Annotated in this window: 13 protein-coding genes; 6 read left to right on the top strand and 7 right to left on the bottom strand. The window is 66.6% G+C overall.

Annotated elements, in window-relative coordinates; all coding sequences use genetic code 11:
* The first annotated feature begins 9 nt into the window (after positions 1 to 9).
* Entirely contained in the window at positions 10 to 2,034 is a 2,025-nt protein-coding gene (locus tag EV647_RS41670) for a ricin-type beta-trefoil lectin domain protein (protein WP_134013210.1), read from the top strand.
* A 150-nt stretch (positions 2,035 to 2,184) separates the two neighbouring features.
* The gene (locus tag EV647_RS41665; protein ID WP_134013208.1) at positions 2,185 to 2,694 is read left to right on the top strand and encodes a hypothetical protein; all 510 of its coding nucleotides are present in this window, start codon (positions 2,185 to 2,187) and stop codon (positions 2,692 to 2,694) included.
* A 543-nt stretch (positions 2,695 to 3,237) separates the two neighbouring features.
* Here the strand turns inward: EV647_RS41665 and EV647_RS41660 are convergent.
* Entirely contained in the window at positions 3,238 to 3,615 is a 378-nt protein-coding gene (locus EV647_RS41660; protein ID WP_134013206.1) for a hypothetical protein, read from the bottom strand.
* Positions 3,612 to 12,296: a DNRLRE domain-containing protein gene (locus EV647_RS41655; protein WP_134013204.1), complete on the bottom strand. Its 8,685-nt coding sequence runs from the start codon at positions 12,294 to 12,296 to the stop codon at positions 3,612 to 3,614. The genes EV647_RS41660 and EV647_RS41655 overlap by 4 nt, the downstream gene beginning before the upstream one ends.
* A gap of 357 nt (positions 12,297 to 12,653) precedes the next feature.
* Between EV647_RS41655 and EV647_RS42415 the strand changes: the two genes are divergently transcribed.
* Positions 12,654 to 14,921, top strand: coding sequence for a N,N-dimethylformamidase beta subunit family domain-containing protein (locus tag EV647_RS42415; protein WP_166680566.1), 2,268 nt, complete (start codon positions 12,654 to 12,656; stop codon positions 14,919 to 14,921).
* 53 nt (positions 14,922 to 14,974) lie between these two features.
* Here EV647_RS42415 and EV647_RS41645 read toward each other — a convergent pair whose 3' ends face one another.
* Entirely contained in the window at positions 14,975 to 15,700 is a 726-nt protein-coding gene (locus tag EV647_RS41645) for an endonuclease/exonuclease/phosphatase family protein (protein WP_238177657.1), read from the bottom strand.
* A 114-nt stretch (positions 15,701 to 15,814) separates the two neighbouring features.
* Here EV647_RS41645 and EV647_RS41640 point away from each other — a divergent pair, with 114 nt between their 5' ends.
* A complete protein-coding gene (locus EV647_RS41640) occupies positions 15,815 to 16,168 on the top strand; it encodes a hypothetical protein (RefSeq protein WP_134013200.1) in 354 nt (117 codons plus the stop codon).
* A gap of 9 nt (positions 16,169 to 16,177) precedes the next feature.
* Here EV647_RS41640 and EV647_RS41635 read toward each other — a convergent pair whose 3' ends face one another.
* From EV647_RS41635 to EV647_RS41625, 3 genes are all read right to left on the bottom strand, one after another.
* Positions 16,178 to 16,600, bottom strand: a complete 423-nt coding sequence (locus tag EV647_RS41635) for a PRC-barrel domain-containing protein (protein ID WP_134013199.1) — start codon at positions 16,598 to 16,600, stop codon at positions 16,178 to 16,180.
* A 127-nt stretch (positions 16,601 to 16,727) separates the two neighbouring features.
* A complete protein-coding gene (locus EV647_RS41630; RefSeq protein ID WP_238175763.1) occupies positions 16,728 to 17,699 on the bottom strand; it encodes a DNA topoisomerase IB in 972 nt (323 codons plus the stop codon).
* Positions 17,700 to 17,727: 28 nt separating this feature from the next.
* Positions 17,728 to 19,320 (bottom strand): alpha-amylase family protein, encoded by a 1,593-nt coding sequence (locus EV647_RS41625; RefSeq protein ID WP_134013195.1) that lies wholly within the window; start codon positions 19,318 to 19,320, stop codon positions 17,728 to 17,730.
* Positions 19,321 to 19,407: 87 nt separating this feature from the next.
* Here EV647_RS41625 and EV647_RS41620 point away from each other — a divergent pair, with 87 nt between their 5' ends.
* Entirely contained in the window at positions 19,408 to 20,718 is a 1,311-nt protein-coding gene (locus EV647_RS41620) for a cytochrome P450 (RefSeq protein ID WP_134013193.1), read from the top strand.
* Between the two features lie 15 nt (positions 20,719 to 20,733).
* On the opposite strand, the gene EV647_RS41615 is transcribed toward EV647_RS41620, so the two are convergent.
* Positions 20,734 to 22,521, bottom strand: coding sequence for a thiamine pyrophosphate-requiring protein (locus EV647_RS41615; protein ID WP_134013191.1), 1,788 nt, complete (start codon positions 22,519 to 22,521; stop codon positions 20,734 to 20,736).
* A 137-nt stretch (positions 22,522 to 22,658) separates the two neighbouring features.
* Between EV647_RS41615 and EV647_RS41610 the strand changes: the two genes are divergently transcribed.
* Positions 22,659 to 23,648: an SDR family oxidoreductase gene (locus EV647_RS41610; protein ID WP_202871278.1), complete on the top strand. Its 990-nt coding sequence runs from the start codon at positions 22,659 to 22,661 to the stop codon at positions 23,646 to 23,648.
* Positions 23,649 to 23,687: the final 39 nt, after the last annotated feature.

The following is a 23,687-nucleotide window of genomic DNA, read 5'->3' as shown; positions in this document are numbered from 1 at the left end:
GGAGGATCCATGCCCATCCGTAGGCTGCTGGTTGCCCTTGGCCTCGTTGCCGCGGCGCTCGTCGCATTGCCGGCGAGTGCCGCACCACCGGGCAACGTGTTGTACAGCCCGAACCTGTCCACCTTCCCGAACGCCGACGCCAGCTATCCGCGGGTGATTCGGCTCGACCACGACGGCAACGCCGGCCGGACCGTCCTCGCGACCTTCGCCCGCCGCAACGAATCCGGACCGAGCAGCTTCCCGGTGTTCCGCAGTACCGACGGCGGCGCGACGTTCGGCGGCAACCCGATCAGCACGATCACCTCGAACACAGCCGGGTGGGATCTCGGTGCGCCCGTGATCTACGAAGTACCGCGCACCGCCAACGGGCTCAACGCCGGCGACCTGCTCGCGGCCGGTACCGCCTGGGACGAGGGCAACTTCACCGCGCAGAAGATCGAGGTGTTCAAGAGCACCGATCACGGCGCCAGCTGGCAGTACCTGTCGAACTGCACCCAGACCAGCGGCCAGCCGAACACCATCGGTCAGGGCATCTGGGAGCCGTGGTTCCTGCTCGCGCCGAACAACACCCTCGCCTGCTTCATCTCCGACGAACGCCCAGCCGGTTCGCCGACCAACAACCAGATCATCGGCCATTACACCTCGACCAACGGCGGCGCGAGCTGGAGCGGGAGCATCACCCCGGACGTCGCCTTCCCCGCGGACAACCTGGCACGCCCGGGCATGTCGATCATCACGCCGCTGCCGAACGGCCAGTTCCTGATGTCGTACGAGCTCTGCCGCGACGCCACCAACGCGGACCACGCCTGCGCGGTGTACCTGAAGACCAGTCCGGACGGCCTGAACTGGGCACCGACCGACAATCCCGGAACGCTCGCCCAGACAAGCGACGGCCGGCATCTGCTGCACACGCCGTACGTCGCCTGGGTCCCCGGCGGCGGACCGAACGGCACCCTGCTGCTCTCCGGCCAACGCGTCGTCACGGGACCGACCGGCAACAAGGCTGTGATGGCCGAGTCGGGATCGGTGCTGCTGGCGAACACGTCGCTCGGCTCCGGTAGCTGGACCGAGCTGGAGGCTCCGGTCAACGTCAACCCGACCGGCGGTTACGCCTCCGGGGTTCCCAGCTGCCCGGGCTACAGTTCGCCGGTCGTCGGTTCGGCCAACGGTACGTCGTTCCTCTACCTGGCCGCGACGTGGCTCGGGACCGGGAACCAGTGCCAGGTGCGCTTCGGCACCGGAACCGTCGGCGGACCGACCGGTGCGATCACCGGACCGGCGGCGGCCGGCAGGTGCCTGGACGTCGATCACAACACTGCGGTCAACGGAAACGCCGTACAGCTGTGGACGTGCGGCGGCGTACCAGGTCAGCAGTGGACGATGATGGCCGACGGCACCATCCGCTCGTTCGGCAAGTGCTTGGACATCGTCGGCAACGGTACGGCGAACTTCACCAAGGTCCAGCTCTGGGACTGCGGTCCGGCCGGCGGGCAACAGTGGCGTCCACAAGCGAACGGCTCGTTGCTCAACCCGCAATCAGGTCGTTGCCTGGACAGCCCTGGCGGCGCGACCGCGGACGGCACCGACCTGCAGATCTACGACTGCAACGGCCTCGATCCGCAGAAGTGGAACGTGCCCGGCTTCCCGACCGGTCCGATCACCGGACCGGCGGCCGCCGGCAAATGCGTCGACGTCGACACGAACACCCCGACCAGCGGAAACGCCGTACAACTCTGGACGTGCAACGGCGTACCCGGGCAGCAGTGGACGATGTCGACCGACGGCAGGATCCGAGCCTTCGGCAAATGCCTCGACATCGTCGGCAACGGCACGGCCAACCTCACCAAGGTCCAACTCTGGGACTGCGGCCCGGCGGGCGGCCAAATCTGGCAACCCCAGCCCAACGGCTCCCTCCTGAACCCCCAATCCGGCCGCTGCCTGGACACCCCCAACGGCACCACCACAGACGGCACCAAGCTCCAAATCTACGACTGCACCGGCCAAAACCCCCAGAAATGGAAGGTCCCCGTATAACAGAGAGCCCGCCCACCGACGGGTTGCTTCACCACCTGCGTGAAACAACCCGTCAGCGAGTCTCAAGAGGGGAAGCAGTGTGAGGCCCTTCAGCACCAAGAAGAAGAAGTTGGTTGCCGCGACTATCGCGGCGGTCAGCATCTCGGAGCGGTGGCGGTAGCCGCGAACGCCGCCGGCGATACTGGATGCAAGTACCTGACCTACCCGCTGTGCGCGCGCTCCGTCGCGTCGCTCCAGGTCGTGGACAACTCGCTGGGCGAGAGTGACCTGACCCCGGCCGTGCGGGAGAAGCTCAACAAGGTCGGCACGGGCGAGGCCGGCCCCGCGGGTCCCGCCGGCGCCGAAGGCCCAGCAGGTGCGGCCGGTAAGGACGGAGTCTCCGGGCTCGCAGTGGACGGCCAGCCGACCGCCGTGCCGAAGGGATACAGCACCCTGAAGCTCGAGTGCGCCGCAGGCAAGAAGGCGATCAGCGGTGGCGTCAAGTGGGACTCCGGCAGCGGCACCCCCGCCGACCTGGTCCTGAACGGCTCCTACCCGACCGACGTCGCCGAGGCAGACGGAGCAGCGACCGCAACATCCTGGACCGTAGCCCTGACCAACAACGACCCCAAGGGCGAAATCAAGGTCCACCCCTTCGTAACCTGCGCAACCGCAAACTAACACCAGCGTCCACGACGAACCCCCAGCCAAACATGGCCGGGAGTTCGCCGCCCTTGGACGGTGATGAGCTTGAGCTTACGATCACACAGCTTGACCGCAAGGTCTGCCTGGTCGTTGTTGTCGGTCTCCTATAGGTGCGTCAGCGACCGGGCACGAGGCGTAAACGTCGAACGAACCCACAACATCGGGCAGCACCCGCCAGTTGAACGTGTCACCAGCCTCCGGCCTACCGGCCGCCGCGGCAGCGTGGGTTTGATAGTTCGCGCCTTTGGGTGTTGGTGCCACCGGCAACCGGCGTCTACGTGCCCGTCGAACTGGTTGCCAGTTGTCGGCGTTGTCGACGATGTCGACCGGCTGCCGGGCAGCGATGTGGTTGTCCGGCAGGGCCTTGGTCAACAACTTCCGTCCGCAATAGCAGTGCCCGGCGGTGGAGATCACGCAAGACAGGGAAGTCTAATAGCTATCGAACCCTGGTAAGTCAGCGGCAACTCCTCCAGCCTGACGGCCGGCCCGGGTCCCGCAGCAATGAGGGTCTGGGGGCACTCACAGCACAAGCCCCGATGCGTCCAGCGAGTCGGCTGACCACAGCACACCATCCCCGTCGAGCACCCAGGTCGGGTCGGGTCGCCTCGAAGCGATCGCACGAACCCAACGGACAAACAGTGCCTCGGAGCGACACTCGACCCAGCACGCCGTCGCAGTACTCTGGTCCAAGCCGCTCACGTCACCGCGCACATCGGTCGGAGCGGCTCGCAGATCGTGCTCAGGTCCAATAACGCCGAAGACGGTGAACAGGAATCCTGATTTGTCTTCGACCTGGACTGTCTGATCCGCCGCCGTCCGTCCGCCGGCCGGAACCAAGACAGCCTCGATCTGCCGATACAACCCAGGATTATTCGCGAGAACAAACGCGCCCTTCATCCTAGCTCCCCGATGATCGCCAGCAATTCATCTTGCGATCGCGCGATCGGAATCCCCTGGCGCGCCGCAGCCTCCCATGCCCCGTTCGGAATGTCGGGAGCATAACCGATTGCTGTTCTCCCTGTCGTCGCGCTCGTGCGGGCAAGTTGGCCTGGCAAGCCCCTCGCGTTGCCGCTCTTAACCTGGACAACCAGATTGCCGAGATCGATGTCGATCTCTCGCTTGAGGCCGTTGGACATCGCGATCTGCGAGTTGACTCCGACGACACGGCCCGGCATCGCGGCCTCGATCGCATTTGCCACATTGGCCACGTGGGGATCAGCAGACGTGAACACCCTTGCGGCAAAGAGGCGTGCAGTCGCTGCCTCGGCCCTGGCGGCTGCGAGGCCCTCTGCGGTACGGACACCGATTCCGAGGATCTTGCCGCCGCCTGTGAAGCTGAGTCCTGTTAGTGCGATCCCCGTCTGGCACGCTTGCCAGTTGGTCTGGTAGTTCTGCATTTGAACGGCGGCCTTGCAGGCCTCGTAGGTTTCCTGGACAGGTTTGACGACGAGGTCGTCGGTCACGTTCTTGCCGAACTGGCCGGGAGCGAACCAGCGCGCGACCTTCCCGACGGTCGACGGCTCAGTCGGCTTGGTCTCGGGAACCTGGGGTCCGATGGGCGGCGGTATTGAGCCGGGTGTTATCGTGCCGCCGCCACTGGCGCCATCCTCGATCGAGTTCATGTGGCCATCGAGCTCAACCCTGCTGATGGGGTTGCCGCCCCCGAACATGTACCTGTTCGCGTTCCACGGATCCGTGCCCAGCGAGAGGTCCTGGAGAGCGCCGTTGAACATGTCGCGGGTGAGGAACCGGTTGAGGCCCGGGTTGTACTCGCGGAATCCCATGTCGTAGGTGCCCGTGGCGCCGTTGAAGCGGCTGGAGTTGAAGCGGTAGGGATTGACGATGTCGGCGTTCTTGGCCGGGTCGTTGTCGAAGATCGCGTCGTCGCCTGTCGTGCCGACCTTGTCGGCTTGGCCGTAGGCGGTGTAGCGGTACGTCGACGTTGTGGTGCCTGTGGAGGCGTCGGTGAGGGTTTCTACGTCGCCGTGCGGGTTGGTGCCGTAGAACGACTTCTTCGACGTGGTGCCGTTGACCGGGGAGTCGACCAAGGAGAGGTTCTCGCCCTTGGCGCCGTAGGCGTAGGACTTGGAGACCTTCCAGGCGCCGGCGGTGTCTTTCTCCTCCTCGGTCGCGACCTGGTTCGCGAGACCCACGAACGTGTACCTGGTGGAAATCGACTGTGCGGTACCGACCTTTTCGGACTGGTTGGTGACACGGTCGAACGCGTCGTAGGTCTGGTTGCGGGTGAACGTCGGGGTCCCAGCGGTGTCGAACTTCTGCTGGCGGACCAGGCGGTCATAGCCGTCGTAGGCGTTCTGCTCCACCACCTGCGCACCGACATCGGACGTTGTGGAGCGGCCGAACGGGTCGTAGCGCTGATTCAGGGTCGTGCCGCCGGTAACCGTTTTGGTCAGGCGGTTGCGGTCGTAGGTCATCGTCGACGTCGTCGCGCCGATCGTCTGCTTGATCGTATTGCCGGCCGCGTCGTACTCGTACGACTCGTTGTCGCCCTTCTCGACACCGGTCTTCACCACGGCCTCGAGCTGCCGCGCCGGGGTATAGGAGTAGGTCGACGCCTGGTCCAGATACTCCGACGAGTTGGCCTTCAGAAGCTTCTCGACATCTTGGGAGCGGTCGCCATCGGAGTTGAAGCGCAGCGAATGCGACGACACCAACTTCCCGCCGCTGGTCTTCTCAGACTGAATCCGCGGCAGCCCGTCCTCGTGATAGGTGAACGTCGCCAGGTTGCCGTTCGGCTTCGTGATCGTCGACCGCAGGCCGCGGCCGTCGTAGGTGTAGCTCCAGGTATCCGTGCTCGTCGATGTCGAGCCGGCCTTGACCGTGTCGACCAGGTTGCGGACGTCCCAGGTGTAGCCGGTGTACCGCGTCACGCGAGGACTGCCGGTACTGGTGTCCGCCTCACGCTGGGCGTTCGTGGACAAGACGTTGGAGTCGAGGTCGTAGGTGTAGTCGGTCGTCGCCTTGTTCGTGCCGGTCTTCAGCTCCTGGACCTGCGTGGTGCGGCCAAGACCGTCCGAGGTGATCTTGAACGTGTCGGTGGCGGCGTTCGGGTTGTTGTCCTTGACCTCGGTCTGCTGACCGTTCAGGTCATAGGTGTAGGTGAACGACCGCGACTCCACCGGGCTGGTCGAGACCAGCTTGATCGCATCCGCGGACACCACACCCGTCGCAGACGGCGCCAAGGTGATGGTCTTCGCCACACCGTTCGGGAACGAATAGTTACCCAGGTTCACCCACGGCGTCGCCGCAGTACAGGCCTTCTGGTCGACGGTCTTCGTGGCCGCGCCGGTGGAATGGTTGATCGTGTACGTCGCGGCAGTCGTCGCATCGGTACGGACCGGGCAAGAGGCGTAGACGTCGAACGAACCCGCGACATCCGGAAGCACCCGCCAACTGAAGGTGTCGGTCGACCCTGTCGCCGCGGTGTGGGTTTGGTAGTTCGCACCCTGGGTGTTGGTGCCGCCGGTGACCGTCGTCCAGGTGCCGGTCGAGGTGGTCTGCCAGGCGTCGGCATTGTCGATAATGTCGACCGGCTGCTGCGCGGCCGTGTCGGAACGCGACTGCAACGCACCGTCGGGGTAGTAGCCCCAGGCCTGGGTCCGCTTCGCGTCGTCACCCGGCACCGTCAAGGTGCGGTCGGTCTGCTGACCCAACTGGTTGTAGCCGTACGTCGCGGTGATCTGCCACGGATCCGTCGACGTCTTGATGTCACCAGACCCGTAGTAGGTGAAGTTCGTCCACTGCGACGCCGGCGGCGCCGTCGCCGCGAAGGTCGGCTCGGACTGGGCCTTGATCTCGCCCGTCGGGTAGTACTGGATGAACGTGCTCGACGGGGTCTTGTACAAGGTCGTCGCCGTGTCGAACGCCGACTTGTTCTGCACCGGCCGGTTGTTCTTGTCGTACACCGTCTCGGAGTACCGGCCACTGGGCCGGGTCTGACGAGTCACGTTGCCGGCCTCGTCGTAGTTCAGCTTGGTGACCCGGTCTTCTTGGTGCGCGCCGATCGGTGTGTGCGGGACGTGGATCTCGATTGGCTGGCCGGCTTCGTCGTACTTCGTCGTCTTCGTGTTCCCGACCTGGTTGATCTCGGCCGTGACCAGACCATCGGCGTCGTAGACCGTCTTGCTGGTGTAACCCGCCGCGTCGGTGACGGCGGTAGGCCGGTGGTTCAGGTCGTAGACCGTCTTCGACGTGTAGTCCGTTGCGGGCGACGCGTTCCGCAGCGGATCCATCACGGTCACCTGGTTACCGACCACGTCGTACTCGTACGTCGTCGTCGGCGTCTTCGTCGACCCGCCGTCAACAAACGGTGTCTCGACCTTCAGCACCTGACCGATCCGGTCATAGCTGTACTTCGTGACGAAGTCGTTCGGGTCCGTCGTGGTCGCAACACCCTTCGGCGCGGTCTCGGTGATTTTGCGGCCGAGCACGTCGTAGGTGTAGGCGAGCTGCCGGCCGGTCGTGTTGTTGTCCGGCAGCGTCTTGGTCAACAAGTTGTCCGCGGCATCGAACGTCGACACCGACTGCGCACCGTTCGGCGCCGTCTCCTTCGTGACGTTGTCGTTGAGGTCGTAGTCGGTCGCAGTGGTCCGCACCACCGCCCCGTCATAGGGCTTGGTGATCTTGGTGGGCCGACCGAACGCGTCGTACTCCGCGGTCGTCAACCGCAGCAGCGCGTCCTTGACCTGGAGCACATTGCCGCGGTCGTCGTAGGTGAAGTCGGTCTTGGCCAGCTCGGGATCGGTGATCGACAACGGATAGCCACTCGCGTGATAGTTCGAGTCCGCGCCGTACTGCGTCGCGTTACCCCGCGCATCAGTGACCGTCGCCAGCGTCCCGTTCGAGTTATAGGTGTACGTGGGACCGAAGCCACGGCCGTTCTTGACGGTCTTGATATTGCCGTTCGCGTCATAGGTGAACGTATCCGTCCGGCCGGCAGCGCTCTTCTTCGACAACAGCACCGTCGGCTTCGCGCCAGTGGTCAACGTCTGGTAGGTCAGCACGACACCGGGCAGACCGTTCTTGACCGCCATCGCATCCTTCACGACGAGCGGATAGCCGGTCTTCGGGTCGTATTCCCAGGTCGACACGGCGTCATTGGGTTCCTGCAACCGGATGACGTTGTGGTCGCGGTCCCACGCCAGCAGCGTCGCCCTGTCACCACCGATGGCGTTCTGGTTGGCGTCCACGATGCTCGTGGTGCGGCCGAACGCATCCATCCTGTACGTCGTGACCGACGGCGTACTGCCGTTGACATCGGTGACCGTGGCCAGCCTGTCCTGCGCGGACGGGTCCGGCTGAGCGTACGAGAACGTCGTGTTGTTGTTGCGACGGTCCGTATAGCTCTTCGGCCACAACGCGTACGTCGAGTTCTCGTTCGATGTGTAGTACTGGACCTTGGTCTCTGCGTTACGCGGATCCTTGACCGAGATCAGCTTCGTGTTGCCGTTGTTCGAGGTGTCGGTGTAGGCGAACTGGAACGACTTCACCGTCGCGCCCGGATCGAACGTCGCCGTGCCGGCATTGAACGGGCCGCCGTCCTCAAGCTTGACCAGCTGCGAGGAGGTGTTGTAGTTGAACTTCAGCGCCCGCCCCGAGAGGTCGCGGATCCACACCAGCTTCCTGGCTCCGCCGGACTCGTACCCCAGCGTCAGGACCTGCCGGTTCCGGGCATCGGTAACCGTGGTCAGCCGGCCGCCGGTGTCATAGCCGAACGACATCGTGTTGCCGTTGCGGTCCACGACCGACGTCTGCCGAAGCGTGGTGGAGTCGAAATAGAACCGGGTGCCGTCCGGCCGGGTGAACACCCATCGATGCGCGTCGTCAGCGGCCAGGTCCTTCTTCAGTTCGAGCGCGACACCTGCTGGGCGCGTGTACGGGACCTCGTTCGGTTTCTGCGGGTCCGGCGTGTCGGCCTTGTAGATCTGCGTCGTACCGTCGCCATCCACAAAGGACACCACGTTGGGGGCAACCGAGAGGCCGTCGCCGAGCCTGGTCAGCGTCGCCGGCTGCACAGAGAACCCGTAACCCGGCGCCGACGCCGGCGTGTCGTCCTGGCTGTTGTACGCCAGTCTGACAAACGCGGATGGGCCGATCGACGGGTTCGACAACGCGTCGTACGACCACACGACGTTGCCGTCGTACAGGTTCGTCAGCAACTGGGAACCGCCACCGGTCTCCTCACCGGTGTACGACATGAACTTCTCCAGCCCCAACGGGCCCGACGTCAGGTCCTCCACGTAACGGTCGACGCACAACAAGCCGGCCGTCTCCATCGCACAGCCTTGAGCCGGTCTGACCGGCGGAGACGTTGCGTTGTCGCCGTCGAACCAGGTCTTCTTGTCCGGCTTCAGCAGATCAAGGTGTAGGTCGTACGACTGCCGCTTCGTCCCCGTGTCGGAATTGATCGGCGCCTTGATCGACAGCTTCACGGTTTTCGACTCACCTGGCGCCAGCGCCCGCTCAAGCGGGACGCTGAGGCGCTCGCCTTCGGTGGTCAGATCGACGGTGCTGCGCGGCTCCGTCCACCGGTACGACACCAGCAAATCGCCTTGCCAGTTGTCCCTCGAGGTGTTGGTCACGGTAACAGGCGTAGTCACAGTGGTGTTCGGCTTGAACCGCTCAGGAATCTCGTCGGCCTCGTAGGTCTCGGCCTCGTTCTTGGCCAGGTGTTCGATCCACAGGCGTGGGCGGAACAGGCTGTCCGGGGACTCGCTGTTCGTGATGCTCACCAACTGCTGGCTCACGGTCTCGTCACGCGTCCTCAGCAACAGGCCGTGGTTGTCGCCCGGGTTGTCAACCCACGACTGCACCTTCGGGATCAGCTTCAGCGGCGTCTCGGGCGTTTCGGGCACATCGACGAACGTCAACCGCTGCGCGTTCCCGTCGGGACGGACCGATGCCAGCATCGTCGAGTCGTAGTCACCACCCGGCGCAGCCCAGTTGATCGTGGACTGCGCCTGCTTCCACGTCGCCTGGTCCTCCGTGAAGTCCTTCGTCAACCCGTACAGGTCGAAGTCCGCGCGGCCGGTGCCGGAGCCGTAGTTCGAGAACAGCTCGACCCGTGCGGCTGTGACCTTCGTGCCCTGCTTGATCGCCGCGGTGTCGAACTTGAAAACCCCGCGCTCGACGCCGTACGTCGGGTGGTTGTTGCCGACCTGCACCCAATACCGCGTGTTCCCCGTGCCGCCATCGGGACGCGACAGGTTCACGCTCTGATACGCGGTAGCCGCGGCCAGCGTGGTGTCGGAGATGTCGCCGCCGAACGACTGCAAGATGCGGCCCTCGCGCGGCATCGTCACCGTTTGCACATTCGACGCGGCCTTGCCGTTGAGCGTGCCGTCCTTGACGGTCCGCGCCACAACCCAATAGCTGTATGTCGCGGGCTTGGTTGCACTCGAGGCCTGCGCGGTCGAGTCGGTGAACGACGTCACCTCGGGCGGGACGGTCCCAACCAACGTGAGCGCCGTCGGCGACGTGGTCGAGAAGTAGTCACCCACCGGTGTCGCGCACGGGTCGACCGGCAGTGCGCGGCAACCACGGAAAATCTGGTATTCGACCAGGTCGTCGTCATCGGCCGGCGTCGGGTCGATGTACTTGTTCCAGGTCAGCTCCGCGCCGGAGGCGTTGATCGTCGACGGCGGGTTCAGCATTACGCCGGGCTCGTCGTACGTGATGACCAAGTTCGGCCGCGCAGCGGTCTCGCCGCCGTACGTGTCCTCGCTCGCGCTGTAGTACAGGCCGCCGGCCGGCGCCGTCGCCGGGTTCTCGTCGACGGCCTTCAGCATCACGCCGTAGTTCGGCGACTCGCCCTTCAGCCACGACTGGACATAGCTGCCCAGCCCGTACGAGTGCCAGCCGTCGCGGTCACCGGCCTGCTTCGTCGCCGTCGAGTACTTCGTCCACGACATCGCGTCCGCTACCGGGATGGTGGCCACCCCGGACTGGTCGCGAGTGACCTTGACCTGCGTCGTGTTGCCTGGACGCGAATGGATGGTGCCCAGGGTGTACCACTGCGCACCCCCCGCGACACCGGCCGTCTGATCCCAGGTCGCGGGCTGCGTCGTCACCTGGCCATCGGGTGTCGCTCCAACAAGTGTTGTCGGCAACTTTCCGCGAACCGACGACTGGAAGTAGAAACCCCGGACCTGATAATCACCCTCGCTCGGCACCCGGGCATTCCACGTGAACGTGTCCGGCGCAGTTCCTGTCGGCGCGTACGAGAACGAACCGTTCATCGCGCTCGGGTTGCTCTGGTACTTCCACGGCCCTTCGTAGGTCGCCGACAACGTGTCCTGGTCGTCCACCGTCACCGTGTTGGTCGCGTACGTCCCGTTCCACGCCGCGTTCATCGACGTCCAGGTCGCCGTCGCCTCGGACCAGTCCGACGTGACCTTCACCGCCGCGAACGGCAGCTTCACATCCGCACCGAAGCCCGCCCCGTAGTGCATGTTCAGATCGGCCGAGCGGATCGTCGTCGTCGACGGGATCATCGACAGGTCGAACTTCAGCAGGCCGCGCCAGGTGTTGTGGCTCGCGTCGTCACCCACCAGCACCGTCGGGTTCGTGCCGTAGTTCGTGCCCGCGTTCGCCTCGGAGATCGACGTGTCCTGCGCGGCGGCCGGGTCCGGTACGACGACGATCGTCGGGTCGATGACGATCGGGAACACCCGCTCCTTCGCCGCCAGCCACGCCTGATTAGGCTTCAAGGTGAGCAGCGTCTTGCCGCCCTGCTGGCTGATCGTCTGGGTGATCTTGTCCGAGTAACCCGGCTGACCCAGCCGGTTCGTCGCCGACGAGTCGTACATGTTCGGCGCCGGGATCACATACTTCGGCCGCTCGTCGCCGTTCTTCTTGAAGAACCCGATCGACCCGTCCGGCTGCGCCTTCGCGGTCAACCCGCTGGTGTGCAGCTCGAACGCGTACTCACCCGCCACGTCAGCAGCAGCCGTCATTACGACGGTCTCCTTCACGCCGGTGCGCGACACGTAATACCGCACGTCCGCCGTACCGAACACGTCCGGGAACGCCACCGAGGAGTCCTTCACCACCGGCGTCAACGCCCGCTTGTCTCCCGCCGCACCAAGGCTGATCGACTCCCCGTCCGCCTCGAACGTCAGCAAACGATCGCTTGACTTGCCGAACCGCGTCCGGAAGGAGTTCTTCGCGTTCTCGAACGAGTCCTCGCCGGTACCGGCGGTCACCTTGGTGTCGACGTTCTGCCACTTGCCCTTGGAGTCCTTGTAGTGCACCGGCTCCGTCGACAGCTCGACCTGCGTCGTGCCGTCCGACATCCGGTAGCTCGTCGACGACGCCGTACGCCGATCCTCGAGCTCCCGCACCCGTGTCGGCTTTCCGGTCGCAGCCGCGGCCGTCGACGCGTTCTTTACCCGCGCGGGCAACGGCGGCGCCAACGGACCAGCAGCCGCACGAGCCACCTGCGGTACGGCGACCTGCGCGACCTCCTGCGGATGGGCAAGCGCGGTGGCGGGCACTCCGAGAGACGCCGGGAGGGACAGAACGAGGGCATACGTCAGCAACCTGCGGGTGCGGCGCATCGACACTCCATGATCGGGGCGGATCCGGCGCACCCCGAGTGGCACCGGCGAAGTCAGGGAGAGTTTTATCCTTCCAACGGGCGCCGGCGCAACCCGGTTGCAGCTTGTTGCAAAGTTAGGAAGTCCTTAGCAACAAGGGGAAACGGCGACTTGTTGGCGGGTCCTACATGACCGGTCGGTAGCGTGTATGGTCCCGGCGTGTGAAGCCGTCCCGCGATCCGCGCACAGCAACCAACCGATCACCCAGAGTTGTGATCTAGGCCAATTCGATCACTGATCGGCAACATTTTCACTGTGCGGGCGGTTGATCTCGTAGTCTCCCTTCGGGGATTTCATTTAACGACCTGGGGGGAACCCATGCTTCGGAGGCTTCTGGCCTCAGCTGCCGCATTGGTTGTCGCAGCCGCGGCGATCGTGTTCATCGACCGGGCGGCCGACGCGGCCGCGGCCGCTGTCAGCATCACCGCGACGCAGGCATCGAACGGCACCACGACGTTGACCTATCGCGCGACCGTGCTCAAAGCGGGCGCGATCCGCGAGGTCACGATGGCGATCCCGGCCGGGACCACAGGCCGGGTCACGTCGATCAACGGCACGGTCAGCTCGGTCACGAGCACCGTGCTGCGCTGGCGACCCGCCCGCGTCACGAACGTTGCCGTCGGCGCACGGCTCGCGATCCCGCTGTACGGACTGAAGCTGCCCGCCGGCGGCCCGTGGACGCTGGGATTCAAGTCGATCGGCACTGCGGGTCAGGTCATCACGTCCGGCGCCGGCGTACTGCAGCCGTTGAAGACCTACACGGCCGCTGTCGCGGTCAAGGCGACGAACCCCATTCCCGCCCAGACGACGAATCTGACGTACCAGGCCACGATCACCAAAGCGGGCACCCTGGGCGCCGTCCGCATGCAGTTGCCGACCGGCGCCACCGGCACGTACAGCACCATCAACGGCACGCTCTCCGTCGACGGCGGCTACGCCACCTGGAAACCGAAGTCACCGCTCAACGTCGCACTCGGCGCACGCCTGGCGATCCCGGTGAACGGCGTCCAGCTCTCCCGGTACGGCGGAACGATGAGCCTCACCGTCTCCGCGACCACGCCGACCGCCACCGTGCTGAGCTCCGGCGCCGGAAGCATCACGTTCATCGCACCGCCCGCCGAGATGCCGGCCGTCGCCGCCGCGGGCTTCGTCGCGCCGCCCGCCGGATGCCCGGACACCTGGCCGACGACGACCGTCGAGAACGCCAAGGCGGGCACCGGCGACTGGGTCATCCCGACCAGCATGAACGGCACTCTCGCCGCCTACCTGACGCAGGTCTCGGCCAGCTGCGGTGACTCCGTCGACCTCAAGGTCACCTCCGGCAAACCGGTCAGCGTCGTCGCCTACCGGATGGGGTACTACGCCGGGCTCGGCGGGCGCGAGATCTGGCGGCAGGACGACGTACCGACTGTGGTCCAGGAAGCACCGACGACCGGCGGAGCGTCGGCCGACGGCAAGCCGCTGCGGATGACATCGGCGGCGAGCTGGTCCAAGACGCTCAGCATCCCTGTGGACAAGGACTGGGTGCCGGGAACGTACCTGATCAAGGTCAGTGACGGCACCTCCGCGACCTACGCACCGCTGACGGTCCGCGACGACACCGGCACCAAGCACGACCTGATGATCCAGCAAGCGACCGCGACCTGGCAGGCATACAACAGCTACGGCGGATCGGGCTTCTACACCGGCGGAGTCGACGGCGGCTCCGGTCGGCTGACGTTCGACCGGCCGTACAACGAAGGTCAGGGCTCCGGGCAGTACCTCACACTCGAACAGGGACTGGTGTTCTGGGCCGAGTCGAAGGGACTCGACGTCACCTACTGGACCGACAACGACCTCGACCAGTACGGCGGTCAACTGCCGACACGAGCCCGGACACTCTTCCTGCCCGGACACGACGAGTACTACTCGCTGCGGATGCGGGCCGCGCTCAGCCAGGCGATCGCCCGCGGCGTCAACGTCGCCAACCTCGGCGCGAACACGGCGTACCGCGTGATCACCTTCACCGACGAGACGCGGCGGGCCTGGGACATCGATCGGTACACCGACGGCTACAACTCCACGACGTGGCGCTACCAGGGTGACGCGTACGCGTCGCAGCCGCTGCTCGGCGCGGACTACATCTGCCCGGTGCTGGGCAACACCCTGACGACCGGCAGCGGATGGATCTTCGATGGCGTGCCCAGCGGCACGACGCTGCCCGGCTTCATCGCCGGCGAGGTCGACTATGTCTGGGCCGATCTCTACAAGCAGCCAGGCCAGACAACGCTCGCCAGCGGCACCGGAGCGTGCCGCTCGAACGGCCGCGCCGCGCCCATGCACGTCACGGCGTACACCGCCCCGTCGGGCGCCCGCGTCCTGAACGGCTCCACCTTCGCCTACGGCTGCTTCCTCGTCGGCCGCTGCCCGTCGAACTGGACAGTCCCCTCCCCCGATGCGGCCTCGCAGAAGGCAGTCGCCACGATCGTCGCCAACATCGCTGAGTGGGTCTCCCGCGGCACCATCGCCGTACCGTCCGAAACCACAGCCGCCAAGATCCGCGTCGCCGTACCGAAACACCCGCTGCAAACCAACACCCAACCCTGAGCGAACCGGGTCGCTCACCCAACCGGCCGAGACCCGTCAGCTGACCGTCGAGATCAGCTGACGGGTACGTCGGCGACGACGGCGTAGTGGTCCGAGGGTGGGTGGCCGTGGTCTTCGTCGAATCCGACGAGGCGGGAGTCGGTCGGGACCAGGCCGTCGTTGGCCAGGATGTAGTCGATCCGTTGGTCCTCGAGCCACTCGCCGTGCCCGAGGTAGGGATTGTGGGAGCTGTAGGTGACGCCGTCGTACACCTGTTGCCAGCAGTCGTCGAGCACGGCGAGCAGCGGGTCGAGCTCGGGGCAGTCGGGTGGCGCATTCAAGTCACCGGCCACGACGACGTCGTCACCGCGGTCCTTGAGTTCGGACACGAGCGACGCCAGCGAACTCGCCTGCGCGAAGCGTTCCCGCTGATGGTCCTCTTCCCAGTCCAGGCAGCTGGTGATGAAGTGCAGACTGTCCTCCCCCAGCCGGATCTCCGCCCGGAGCGCGACCGTGCCGGTCGACAACGTGTGCTGCTCGACCGCCCGCAACGGGAAGCGGCTCAGAATGCCCAGCCCGAGACGTACGTCGGGATCCGGGTCACGCGGCATCCGCGACGGCGCGAAGACCGACGACATCCCCAACTCGAACCCGAGCTGGTCGGTCTGGGACTGTCCGTCACTTCGCCAGGTTTCCTGCAGGGCAAGGAAATCGGGTCGTTGCGCCCGCACCGTTTCGGCGATCGCCCGCTGGCGCCGGAGCCAGTGGTCACCGAACCGCCCCCACACGTTCCACGTCATGAACCTCACTGCGACTTCACCTTCCTCGTACGGCGCCGTACCGGTACCCGCAACGACCGAGGACACGCCGATGAGTCATGGGTTACCCGACGCCCAGCGGGGAACCGGGCGGGTATGACTGTGAAGCTGAACAAGAAGGCGTTCGAGCACGCGAAAAGCCTTGTGGAAAAGGGACAGACGACCAAGGACGAGCGGGACGACTGGAGCGAGCACGCCCCCACCGCGGCCGAGCAGAACGCGTATTTGGACAAGCACGGCTGGAGCGACTACGGCCTGTGGTTCCTAGGTGTCGACACCGACATGGACGAGGAGACCAAGGGACACTACGAGTTCCCGTACGGCGACTTCCAGCGGGTGCACCGCTGCGGTGTCATCAGCGCTGAGTCCCGCGCGGCGCAGTACAACCACCGCGATATCCAGGACGCACTGGAGAAGATCCACGAACTCCTGGACGGCGAACACAGTTGAGATTCCCGGTCACCGCGGGAAGGGACCCCAGTAGGGCGGGTATTGGTAATAGCCGTAGACATCCTCGTAGTGGCGGCGCTCGAGGACGACCTCCGGGTCGTACACCGGGCCGCCGGCTACGTGGTCGCGGTTCTGCGAGATGTGAACGGCGTCCGCGTCGACGCTCGTCACCGCCTCCACCGGGACCATGACCTTCCGTTGCCCCAGGCCGAGGAAGCCGCCCGAGCCGACCTCGAGGAAGCGGACTCGCCGCTCCTGCTCGTCGACGATCAGACCGTCGACCGTGCCGATCTCGTCATCGTTGCGATCCAGAACTTTCAGTCCGCGCAGGTCATCGGCGGGGTCGGCCAGCTCCAGCCCCACATCCGTCAACCGGACCAGCGCGTGGGCAGTATCGGCAGTATCGGCAGAATCACCGGTAGCGTCAGTCATCGCGCACTCCCTTCAAGCCGTCCCGGCCACCGGCCGACGGCACCGTGCGAGAAACCACCGGTCGGTGACACCACCCCGGTACCCCGGCGCCACGGCCTTCAAGCCGGACATCCGCCGGGGCCGCGCGCTACTCGCGGGCGCCCTGGTCGAGGACCTTGTTCACGGAGCGTTCCAGCCGCGCTCTCGTTTCCTCGTCGGCGAGGTCGTCGCCGACACGGTCGACGGCGTCCGCGATCGTGTGCCCGTGCTCGTACTGCTCCACGACACGCGGATCGACGTACGACGCCCTGGCCACCGCCGGCGTGTTACCGAGGTGCTCGGACACCTCCTCGAGCATCTCCCTCACCGCCGCGTTCAGGGCCTGCTTCGTGGTCGGCGGCTCCGCCTCGGCCAGATCCACCGCGGCGTGCACGGTCGCGGTCCAGGTCCGCAGGTCCTTCACGGTGAAGTCGTCACCGACCAGCTCGCGGAACCGGTCGTTGATCATCCCGGCATCGATCTCGTGATACTCGTCGCCGTCGCGATACACCAGCAGCTGCTTCTTCTTGTGCCGGCTTCGCTTCAGCGAACGCACGGCTGCCACCAGGTTGGCGTCGTCCAGCTCGAACGTCCGCCGCTGCCCGCCCTTCGCCCGAAAGTCGAACACGAGCTTCCCGCGGCTGATCCGTACGTCGTCACGCAGCAAGGTGGCCGCACCCCGGCTGCCGTACTCCTCGGCGTACTGCGTGTTGCCGGTCCGGAAGACGCCGTAGTCCAGCATCCGCAGCGCGACCGCGAGCACCCGCCGCCGCTGCAGGCCCCGCGCACACAGATCCTCGTCCACCGCCTCCCGGAACGCGGGTAGTTTGCGCGCCAACTGCCGCACGCGATCATGCTTGTCCGCATCCTGCGCCGACCGCCAGTCATCGTGGTACAGGTACTGACGGCGACCGGCCTGATCGGTCCCGACGGCCTGGATGTGCCCGTTCGGGAACGGACAGATCCACACGTCCTGCCAGGCCGGCGGAATCGCCAGGGTCCGGATTCGCTCGACCGTGTCCGTGTCGTCGATGACCTTGCCATCGGCATCGAGATAGCTGAACCCACGCCCTCGCCGCACGCGGGTGAACCCCGCCTGCTCCGGGTGACTACGCCGCAGGCGCATGACAGTGCAGCCAGCGATAGCCGTAGCCGGCGAGTCGGACCGAGTTCTTCGACGCCGGTTCGTACTCACCGTCGGCGAGCAGGTCGGTCCGCACGTCGTACGGAAGGTCGACCTCGAGCTCGTCGGCGGACAGATTGGCCAGCATCAGTACGGCGCCGCTGCCGCGGTGGTGCAGGACGGCGAAGACCGAGCGCTGCCGAAGAGCCAACGCCTCGCAGCGGTGCGGCGGGAGCTCGCCGAGCTCTCGCCGGCTGCGGACCAGCTGCGCCACCCTGCTGAACAGGGACCCGGGACGAAACTCCTGGTCCGCGACGTTGACCTGCGAGAACCCGTAGCGGCCGTCCTGGAGGACGGCCGGAGCAACCACCCCAGCCGGTGCCTTGCTGAACCCGCCGTTCGGTTCGGACGACCACTGCATCGGCGTCCGCACCGACATCCGGTCCGGCAGCGCCAGGTCCTCACCCATCCCGATCTCCTCGCCGTACCGGACAACCGGTGCCCCTGGCAACGACTCGGCGATCGCATGCGCCAGCGCGGTACGTCGTACGTCACCGAGCATCGGCGCCAGCCGACGGCGGATCCCGCGGCCGAACGCGCGCATGTTCGCGGCCGGCGCGAACGCCGCCATCACCTCGTCGCGCTCCGGCGCCGACAACCGGTCCAGGTCCAGCTCGTCGTGGTTGCGCAGCCAGTTGACGTAGGTGCATCCGTCCGGCGGATCGGGCTGCGCACGCAGCGCCCGGACCAGCGGCTCGGCGTCCCCGCGTGCCAGCGCGAGGAACAGCAGGTTGTTCGTCCAGAAGTCCAGCACCGCGTGCAGGCGGCCGCCGTTGCCGAAGTACAGGTCGTACTGGTCCGGTGGCACGTCCACCTCGCCCATCAACGGCGCGCCGTCGGCCATCTCCGCAAGCTCGGAGAGGAACCAGAAGCCGTCGTCGCGGTCATCGCTCAGGGCCGCCTGCCGGACCATGTACGGCACCGCGTCGACCCGGAACCCGTCGACTCCCCGGTCGAGCCAATGCCGGACGATGCGCTCGATCTCCGCACGAACCGCCGGATGGCCGACGTCCAGATCGGCCTCGTGCCGGTAGAACGCGTGCCGGTAGTACATCCCGGCATGCTCGTCGTACGCCCAGATCGAGTCCTCGACGCCCGGAAAGACCGGACCTCGCACGGCGGGATCGTCGCGCGGCTCCACGGCCCACACGTAGTAGTCGCGGTACGGCGAACCAGGGTCGTCCCGTGCCGCCCGGAACCATGGATGATGGATCGACGTGTGCTGGACGACGAGTTCGACGATCACCCGCAGATCCAGCTCATGGCAGCGCTCCACGAGCTCCTCGAAGTCGGCCATCGTGCCGAACCGGGAGGAGACACCGCAGTGGTCCACGACGTCGTACCCGGCATCCAGGTACGGCGACACGTAGAACGGTTGCAACCAGATGGTGTCCGCCCCGACCGCCCGCACGTGGTCCAGCTTCCGGAGAACGCCTGCCAGATCACCGACACCGTCGTCGTCGGAGTCGAAGAACACCGCCGGGTCCAGCTGATAGATCACCCGCCCGTCAAGTCGCATGGCCTGCCGGTACCCCGCCCTCGGGCCGTGCACGCCTCGTGGCAGACCCGACCGTTTCGGCAGCGGAGCGGCGGACACCGGACGGTCATGTCGACACTGCTGCCAACCGCTTCCGCGCCGGACAGCGCGCGGATCCTGCGAGACGTCCTCGGACCGGTCGTTGCCCAGGGACCGATCCTTCGCAGACCCAGGCTGGGCACGCTCGCCGAGAAGCTGCGCGTGGACGACCGCGCGCTCCGTCGCGTCCGGCGACTCCGTGGCCGGTACGGCGAGGGGCCCGTCCTGCTGCGGATCGCCGGGCGCACGATCGCACTCGTTCTCGCTGCCGACGACGTCCATCGACTGCTGAAGGAAACGCCCGAACCGTTCGCCGCCGCAACCGGTCTGAAGATCGGGGCGCTGACGCACTTCCAGCCGCACGCGGTCCTGACGACCAACTCGTCGCTGCGGGCCGGACGTCGTGAGCTGAACGAGGATGCCCTCGACAGTCACCTCCCTGTCCATCGTCACGGCCACCGGTTCGTCGACGTGGTCCACGAGGAGCTGGACGGCCTGGACGCCCGCACTCTCGGCTGGGACGACTTCCGCAGCGTCTGGTCCCGCGTCGTACGCCGGATCGTGCTCGGGGACGCCGCCCGCAGCGACGTGGAACTCACCGAGCAGCTCGACCAGCTCCGCGCCGACGCGAACTGGGCACAGCTGGGCCCGGGGCACGACGATACGCGCGCCCGTTTCCTCGCGACGGTTTCCCAGTACGTCGACAAGGCCGAAACCGGAAGCCTCGTCGAAGCCCTCGACCGACGGTCCGAGACACTCGACCCGGCCGGTCAGGTGCCGCACTGGCTGTTCGCCTTCGACGCCGCCGGCATCGCGCTCTGGCGACTCCTCGCCGTCCTCGGCACCGACCGGTCGCGCCTCGAGCCCATCGTCGCCGAGGCGCGTCACCCGGAGGCTTCCCCCTTGCTGGCCCACGCCGGCGCCGCGATGCAGGAGTCCGTCCGGTTGTGGCCCACCACTCTGGTCATCCTGCGTCAGTCGCACGAGGACACCGAGTGGCGTGGCAGGATCGCGCCGGCCGGAACCGAGTTCGTGATCGTGAGCTCGGTGTTCCATCGCGACGACGACGCACTCGACTTCGCGAACCGATTCGAACCGGCTGTCTGGCTGGACGGCCGCGCCGACGGTTCCTGGCCGATCGTCCCGTTCAGCGAAGGTCCCGCAGGGTGCCCCGGACGGAACGTCGTACTGCTCACCACCAGCGCCGCGGTCAGCCACCTCGCCGACCGCTACGACCTCGATGTCGATCCAACGACCCGCGCGAAGCTGGCCGGGCCGATGCCCGGCACGTTCAACCACGCCGACGTACGCATCGGCTTCTGGAGACGTCGCGACAGCTGAGAAACCCTGAGAACGTCAGGACCGGCCGGGCAGGAACTCCTGGACCTTGGACTTGAACCCCTGCTTGATCATCGAGGAACGGTCGCTGTCACCGCGCACGATCGACTCCGCCGCCTTCTCGATCTGGTCCCAGGTCGCATGCGGCGGAATCGGCGGCACCGCGGGATCGGTGCGGAACTCGACCACGCACGGGCGATCCGCCCGCAGCGCCTCCTCCCAGGCCGGCACGACCTCCTCGGGCTTCTCGGCCGTCACTCCGTGCAGCCCGAGCAGCCTCGCGTACCCGGCGTACGGGAACTCCGGCAGCTCCTGCGAAGGCAGGAACTGGGGCGAGCCTCCCATCGCCCGCAGTTCCCACGTCACCTGGTTCAGATCGTTGTTGTGCAGTACGGCGACCACCAGGCGCGGATCCGCCCACTCCTGCCAGTACTTCGCGATCGTGATCAGCTCGTTGATCCCGTTCATCTGCATCGCGCCGTCACCCACCAGCGCGTAGCCGGGCCGGTCCGGGAGCCCGAACTTCGCGCCGATCACGTACGGCACACCAGGACCCATCGTGGCCAGCGTCCCGGACAGCGATCCCCGCATGTCTGCGCGCATCCGGATGTGCCGCGCGTACCAGTTCGCCGCCGATCCGGAGTCCGCCGCGAGGATCGCGTCGCGCGGCAGCCGCTGCGACAACTCGTGGAACACCAGCTCCGGGTTGATCGGATCCGCCGAGGTGTGCGCGCGACGTTCCATGACCTCCCACCAGCGCCTGACGTTGCTCTCGACGCCCGACCGCCACGACCGGTCATCCTTGCGCTGCACGAGCGGAATGAGCGCGCGCAGGGTCCGTGACGCGTCCCCGACCAGGTTCACCTCGAACGGGTACCGCATCCCGACCATCGTGGGATCGAGATCGACCTGGATCGCCCGCGCCTTGCCGAACTCGGGCAGGAACTGCGAATAGGGGAAGTTCGATCCCACGACCAGCAAGGTGTCGCAATCCGTCATCAGCTCGTACGACGGCCGCGTCCCGAGCAGCCCGATCGAGCCTGTCACCCACGGCAGCTCGTCGGACAGAACGTCCTTGCCCAGCAGGGCTTTCGCGACACCGGCTCCGGTGAGCTCCGCGAGCTCCGTGACCTCGCTCGCCGCCCCACGGGCACCTTGACCGACCAGGAACGCGACCCGCGAACCCGCGTTCAGGATCTCCGCGGCCCGCTCGAGCTGCTCGGCCGCCGGGACCGGCGCCGACCAGGTCAGGTCCAGGCTCGACGGCACCATCTTGAACGCGTGCGACGGCGCCGTGTACTCCAACTCTTGGACGTCCGAGGGGATGATCAGCGCGGTCACGGTACGCCGGGCCGCCGCGATCCGGATCGCCCGGTCGAGGACGTTCGGCAGCTGCTCCGCGACCATCACCGTCTCGCAGTAGTCGGACGCGACGTCCTTGAAGAGCGTGTGCAGGTCGACCTCCTGCTGATAGCTGCCGCCCATCGCGCTCCGCGCCGTCTGCCCCACGATCGCCACCACAGGAACGTGATCGAGCTTCGCGTCGTACAACCCGTTCAGCAGGTGGATCGCGCCCGGCCCGCTGGTCGCCGTACAGACACCGACGCGGCCGGTGAACTTGGCGTACCCGACCGCTTCGAAGGCCGCCATCTCCTCGTGCCGGGCCTGGACGAACCGCGGCTGGTTGTCCGCCTTCTGCCACGCGGAGAGCAGTCCGTTGATGCCGTCCCCGGCGTACCCGAAGACGTGCTCGACACCCCAGTCACGCAGCCGCTGGAGTACGTAGTCGCCAACTGTCGTGCTCATGTCCATCCTCCCGACGAGACCCGGCCGGTCCTGGCCGGTACCCGGGGTGTTCGGCAGCAAACGGGTTTCGAGCGGCCCGTCGTGGTCACCGGAGAGGCGTCCGCTCGATGGTCGGACCAGCTCCTGAGGAGGATCGCGTGGGACAGGTTGTGGTAGTGACCGGCGCCAGCGGCGGCATCGGCCGGGCGAGCGCGGTCGCCTTCGCCCGGCGCGGCGACAAGGTCGCGTTGCTTGCCCGCGGCGAGGCGGGACTCGAAGGCGCCGTCCGTGACGTCACCGCCGCCGGCGGAACCGCGCTTCCGATCGAGGTCGACGTCGCCGACTACGAAAAGGTCGAGGCCGCCGCGGATCAGGTGGAGAAGGAACTCGGGCCGATCGACGTCTGGGTGAACGTCGCCTTCTCGTCGGTGTTCGCGCCGTTCCTGGAGATCGAGCCCAGCGAGTTCAAGCGAACCACCGAGGTGACCTATCTCGGGTACGTCCACGGAACCCGGGCCGCGCTCCGCCGGATGAAGCCGCGCGACCACGGCGCGATCGTGCAGGTGGGGTCGGCGCTCGCGTACCGCGGGATCCCGCTGCAGTCGGCGTACTGCGGGGCGAAGCACGCGATCCAGGGTTTCCATGACTCGTTGCGGTGCGAACTGCTGCACGACAAGTCCGACGTGCACGTGACCATGGTCCAGATGCCGGCCGTCAACACACCGCAGTTCTCGTGGGTGTTGTCCCGGCTGCCGAAGCACCCGCAGCCCGTGCCGCCGATCTTTCAGCCGGAAGTCGCCGCGGACGCCGTTGTCTACGCGGCCGATCACCCGCGCCGGCGCGAGTACTGGGTCGGGGCTCCGACCGTGGGCACGCTGATCGCGAACAAGTTCGCCGCCGGACTCCTGGACCGCTACCTGGCGCGCACCGGCTACAAGGGACAACAGAGCGACCAGCCCCCCGAGAAGGCCGCGAATCTGTGGGAACCGGCCGACGAGGAGCGCGACTACGGCGCTCACGGGGCGTTCGACGAACGGTCGACGCCGCGCAGTCTCCAGACCTGGGCCTCCAGGCATCGCGGACTGGTCGGAGCATTCGCCGCAGGCGCTACTGCGGCAGCGGTCTCCTGGGGCCGCAACCGCCGGTAACAGGCCCGGCGATTGGAGAACACGACATCGGGCACCCGA

Origin of the sequence: Kribbella sp. VKM Ac-2566 (assembly GCF_004366005.1) — a bacterium.
Taxonomy (GTDB): domain Bacteria; phylum Actinomycetota; class Actinomycetes; order Propionibacteriales; family Kribbellaceae; genus Kribbella; species Kribbella pratensis.
Note: the sequence above shows the minus strand (reverse complement) of the source record. Positions and strands in the feature narration are given on the sequence as shown.